Raw genomic sequence first — 4,234 nt, 5'->3', positions numbered from 1 at the left:
TCTACCCTCCCCCCCCGGCGGCCTCACGGGGAGGGCCCCCCCGGGGTCCCCCCGAAGTCCCGCCTGCCCTGCGGGCGGCCGGCGCTACTTCGCGGACACCCCCCTAGAGCGTCGGCAGCCAGCCGACCTTGCCCGCGAGCAGGGCGTACCCGCCGAAGGCGACGATGTCGAGCAGGGCGTGCGCGACGACCAGGGGGCCCACCCGGCCCCAACGCCGGTAGGCCAGGACGAAGACGACGCCCATCACCATGTTGCCGACGAAGCCGCCGACGCCCTGGTAGAGGTGGTACGAGCCGCGCAGCACCGAGCTGGCGAGCAGCGCGGCCGTCGGCGACCACCCGAGCCGGTCCAGCCGGCGCAGCAGGTACGCCAGCACGATGACCTCCTCCACCACGGCGTTCTGCACCGCGGAGAGGATCAGGACCGGGAACTTCCACCACACGTCGGGCAGCGCCTCCGGCACCACCGTCAGGTTGCAGCCCGTGGCCCGGGCCGCCAGGTAGAAGGCCAGCCCGGCGCTGCCGATGCCGGCGGCCACGAGGGCGCCCCGGGCCAGGTCCCGTCCGGGCCGGGTGCGGTCGAAGCCCAGGACCCGCAGCCCGGGCGCTCCCTCGCGGGTCAGCAGGTGGGCGACGAGCAGCACGGGGACCAGCGCGCTCGCGATCCCGAACAGCTGCCAGGCCAGGTCCAGCCAGGGCCGCCCGGGTGCGTACGAGCCGTTGAGCGTGGCGGCCTGGTCCTTGAGGCCGCCCGGCTTGGTGAGCGAGCCGATGAAGCTGATCAGCGCGGAGACCCCGCTCGCGCCCAGCGACAGCGCCAGCACGAGCAGCGTCTCGGTGCGCAGGACCCGGCGCCCGTCCTCGCGCAGTTCCACGACCACCGGCTCCGGCTGCACCCGCACGCCTGACTCCCGTCCCGATCCGACCACCACCCCATACTGCCCCCTCGGGGACGGGAAGGGATCAGCGGGACGGGATCAGCGGGGGACGGGCCGGCCGGCGCGGATCACCGGCCGGCACGAGCACCGTTCAGCGGCGGACCGCCGCCCTGGCGTCCACTTCCTGCTCCTCCAGGCCCACGGGCCAGGTGTGCACGGGGGCGCCCTTGTGCATCAGCTCGCTGTAGCGCCGGGTGGTCGCCGCCAGGGCGGCGTCGCGTTCGAGGCCGCCCGCGAGCGCCCGGTGGTACGTCTCCACCTGCCAGGTCGCCCCGTTCACCCGGCGCCGGCACCGCTCCTCGATGATCCCGAGGTAGTGGTCCCGGTCGGCGGGTTCGATGCCCCAGGCATCCAGCCCGGCCGCGGCCATCGGCAGCAGCTCGTCCAGCACCAGCCGTACCGCGGGCACGCTCACCAGTCCCCCGGCCCGGCCCCGGCGCGGCCAGCGGATCCGCGCGTCGATCCCGTACCGGCAGGCCGCGTCGAAGTTGGCCTCCGCCTCCGCGAACGGCATCCGGGTCCACACCGGACGCTGCTCGTCCGCGAGGGTCCGTACGAGGCCGTAGTAGAAGGCGGCGTTGGCGACGACGTCGGCCACGGTGGGTCCGGCGGGCAGGACGCGGTTCTCCACCCTCAGGTGCGGCACCCCGTCGGCGACCCCGTAGACGGGCCGGTTCCACCGGTAGACCGTGCCGTTGTGCAGCACCAGTTCCTGCAGGCTCGGCACCCCGCCCTCGGCGAGCACCCGCAGCGGCTCCTCCTCGTCGCAGATCGGCAGCAGGGAGGGGAAGAAGCGGACGTTCTCGGCGAACAGCTCGTACGCCGAGTCCACCCACCGCTCCCCGAACCAGGTCCGCGGCCTCACCCCCTGCGCCTGGAGCTCCGGCGGCCGGGTGTCGGTGGCCTGGGTGAACAGCGGCGGACGCGACTCGCGCCACAGCTCCCGCCCGAACAGGAAGGGCGAGTTGGCCCCCACCGCTATCTGCACGGCCGTCACCGCCTGCGCCGCGTTCCACACGTCGGCGAACCGGGCCGGGGTCACCTGCAGGTGCAGCTGTACGGAGGTGCAGGCGGCTTCCGGCACGATCGACCCGGTGCTCCAGCTCAGCCGCTCGACCCCGTCGATGTCGAGGCGGAAGTCCTCGCCGCGCATCATCAGGATCTGCTCGTTGAGCAAGGAGTAGCGGTCCACCGCCGAGAGGTTCGCCAGGGCCAGGTCCGCGCGGGAGATGGTGGGCAGTATCCCGATCATCACGACGCCCGCGTCGATCTCCACGGCCTGCCGGTGGGCGTAGTGGAGGCCCGCGCTCAGTTCTTCGGCGAGCTGGTCGAATACCCTGCCGTCGAGCCGGTGCGGGAGTACGTTCACCTCCAGGTTGAACATTCCCAGTTCGGTCTGGAAATCAGGGCTCGCAATCCTCTCCAGTACCTGCGCATTCACCATGCGCGGCAAACCGTCGGCACCTGCGAGATTCAGCTCGATCTCCAGTCCCATCATGTTCTTGGGACGATCGAACCTCTTCTCCGCCAGAAGCCGCTCCAGCCCCTCCAGGCACTCGTGAAGCTTCCTCCGATACCGATGCCGATCGGACAGGTCGAATCCGCCTGCCACGACCTTCTCCCCCATCGAAGCGTCCCTCCACGAGTCCGGCCCGGTCCGCCCGGGCGCACGTTACGGTCGATGATGCCCCGCCCCGGTGATCGATAACGCCGGGCCGGGACGGCTTGGCGGGGAGCGCGCGCCGGTATGGCCGGATGGGCGCTCCGGCACATTCCCGTGGCAACCGGCCGGACGCAAATTCCGCATGGCCTTTGCCGATTCCGGATTACCGGAGCTTTCCAGCCGAGCCCCCATCCGGTAACCTCCGAGGTCAGCGCGGTCTGTCCACGCGCAACCGGCATGAATACCATGACAGCGGGACCGGAAGACGCCTTGCCGGAAATAGCCGGGACGGCTAGCCGAAACACTGCGTGAACACATGTCGTATAAACTCCGCAAACGAGGCAGAGAGTTGGCGCGCGGCCATTGCCCCAAAGCCCACCTCTGACCCCAGAATGCGACTGCTCCGTCCGCACTTTCCCCCGTACCACCGGTCTCCCAAGTGAGAGGCGACCCACCATGCCGCTGCATGTCCCCCCGGCTCCCGCGCCCGCCCTGCGCAGCGTCCTCGCGGCACTCGGTTCCCCCACCGCCGTCCACGAGGCGCACACCCCCGCCCTGCGCTCGTTCCAGGGGCCCTTGACCGCCGAACTCCCGCTCCCGGTGCACGTGCTCGACCGGCTCGGTGTGTCCGGCCACGCGTCCGGCGGCCGCCCGCCCCGTACGCGGCTCACCGGCTGGCGGTTCCTGATCCGCGGCGGCGACCGCTTCGTCGCGGCGGCCGACACCCGCCTCACCCCGGACGGCTGGGCCTTCTCCCACTTCTTCGAGGGCCCCTACGTGGCCGCCACGGAACGCGCCCTGCGCCAGGCGGAGTCGCTGGGCAAGAGCTACCAGCCCCGGCTGCTGTCCGTACCGGAGCTGTACATGCTGACCCTGTGGCTGCACGGGGCGGTCGGCGCCGACGCGGCCGCCGGCCTGCCCGCCGCCGCGGACCTGCTGGTACCGCTGGCCCCGGCCCCGCCCGGGATCGCCCCCTACCGGCCGTACCCGGTCTCGGAGCTGCTGCCCGTGCTGACCCACCGGCTGACCCCGGCGGCCCCACCCGCCCCGCCCACGCTCGCGGCCCCCGCGGCTTGACCCGGGTGACCCATTCGGCCTAGTCCGCTCGGGTCAATGCGAACCACCCGAAATGACAGGGGAGTTGGCCTGAACCGCCCGCACGGGTGATGCGTCCTCATTCCAAGAGGACAGCTGCCGGGAAATACCTGCGAAGCAGCCGTCCTGGGGGAACACTGAGGACATCCTCCCCGCAGGTGCGGGGACGACACAGGGGGACGGCCATGAATCACGCATCGAGCCGTAGCGAACAGACCACACCGCAGCGAAAGAACCCATCCATGTGCCAGCACCAGCCTGCCTGCCCGTCATCAGAATCCGCCGACCGGGAGGCCGCGCGCCCGGTGGCCAACCATCCGGAACAGGGCTGGAGCCTGCTGTGCAACGGCGTCCTGCTCTTCGAGGACACCGGTGAGCTGCTGCCGGACGGCCAGATCATCGCCCCGCACCGCCCGCTCGCGGTGGCCTAGGAGCAGGCACCGCGGACGGTGAAGGGGCCGGTCCCGGAGCGCGATGCTCCGGAACCGGCCCCTTCACCGTGTCACCGGCCCCTCGGCGGGCGGGCCCGGGGCGCCCCG

4 protein-coding genes are annotated in these 4,234 nt (G+C 71.9%); 2 read left to right on the top strand and 2 right to left on the bottom strand.

From position 1 onward, the window contains the following. Positions 1-103: 103 nt before the first annotated feature. Together AB0D45_RS34595 and AB0D45_RS34590 are read right to left on the bottom strand one after the other, a co-directional pair. On the bottom strand, positions 104-901 hold the full coding sequence (locus tag AB0D45_RS34595) for a CPBP family intramembrane glutamic endopeptidase (RefSeq protein WP_362466624.1): 798 nt from the start codon (positions 899-901) through the stop codon (positions 104-106). A 127-nt stretch (positions 902-1,028) separates the two neighbouring features. Further along, on the bottom strand, positions 1,029-2,564 hold the full coding sequence (locus AB0D45_RS34590) for a glutamate-cysteine ligase family protein (RefSeq protein WP_362466621.1): 1,536 nt from the start codon (positions 2,562-2,564) through the stop codon (positions 1,029-1,031). Between the two features lie 492 nt (positions 2,565-3,056). Here AB0D45_RS34590 and AB0D45_RS34585 point away from each other — a divergent pair, with 492 nt between their 5' ends. After that, the gene (locus AB0D45_RS34585; protein ID WP_362466618.1) at positions 3,057-3,677 is read left to right on the top strand and encodes a hypothetical protein; all 621 of its coding nucleotides are present in this window, start codon (positions 3,057-3,059) and stop codon (positions 3,675-3,677) included. A gap of 260 nt (positions 3,678-3,937) precedes the next feature. After that, positions 3,938-4,126, top strand: coding sequence for a DUF5999 family protein (locus AB0D45_RS34580; protein WP_030236602.1), 189 nt, complete (start codon positions 3,938-3,940; stop codon positions 4,124-4,126). The last annotated feature ends 108 nt before the right edge of the window (positions 4,127-4,234 follow it).

Origin of the sequence: Streptomyces sp. NPDC048352, assembly GCF_040651895.1 — a bacterium.
Classification (GTDB): domain Bacteria; phylum Actinomycetota; class Actinomycetes; order Streptomycetales; family Streptomycetaceae; genus Streptomyces.
This window is presented reverse-complemented; position numbering and strand designations above follow the sequence as displayed.

Excerpts from the sequence above, each read along its gene's own strand:
- AB0D45_RS34580 (WP_030236602.1), top strand. The coding sequence starts at position 3,938 with ATGTGCCAGCACCAGCCTGCCTGCCCGTCATCAGAATCCGCCGACCGG.
- AB0D45_RS34590 (WP_362466621.1), bottom strand. The coding sequence starts at position 2,564 with ATGGGGGAGAAGGTCGTGGCAGGCGGATTCGACCTGTCCGATCGGCAT.
- AB0D45_RS34585 (WP_362466618.1), top strand. The coding sequence starts at position 3,057 with ATGCCGCTGCATGTCCCCCCGGCTCCCGCGCCCGCCCTGCGCAGCGTC.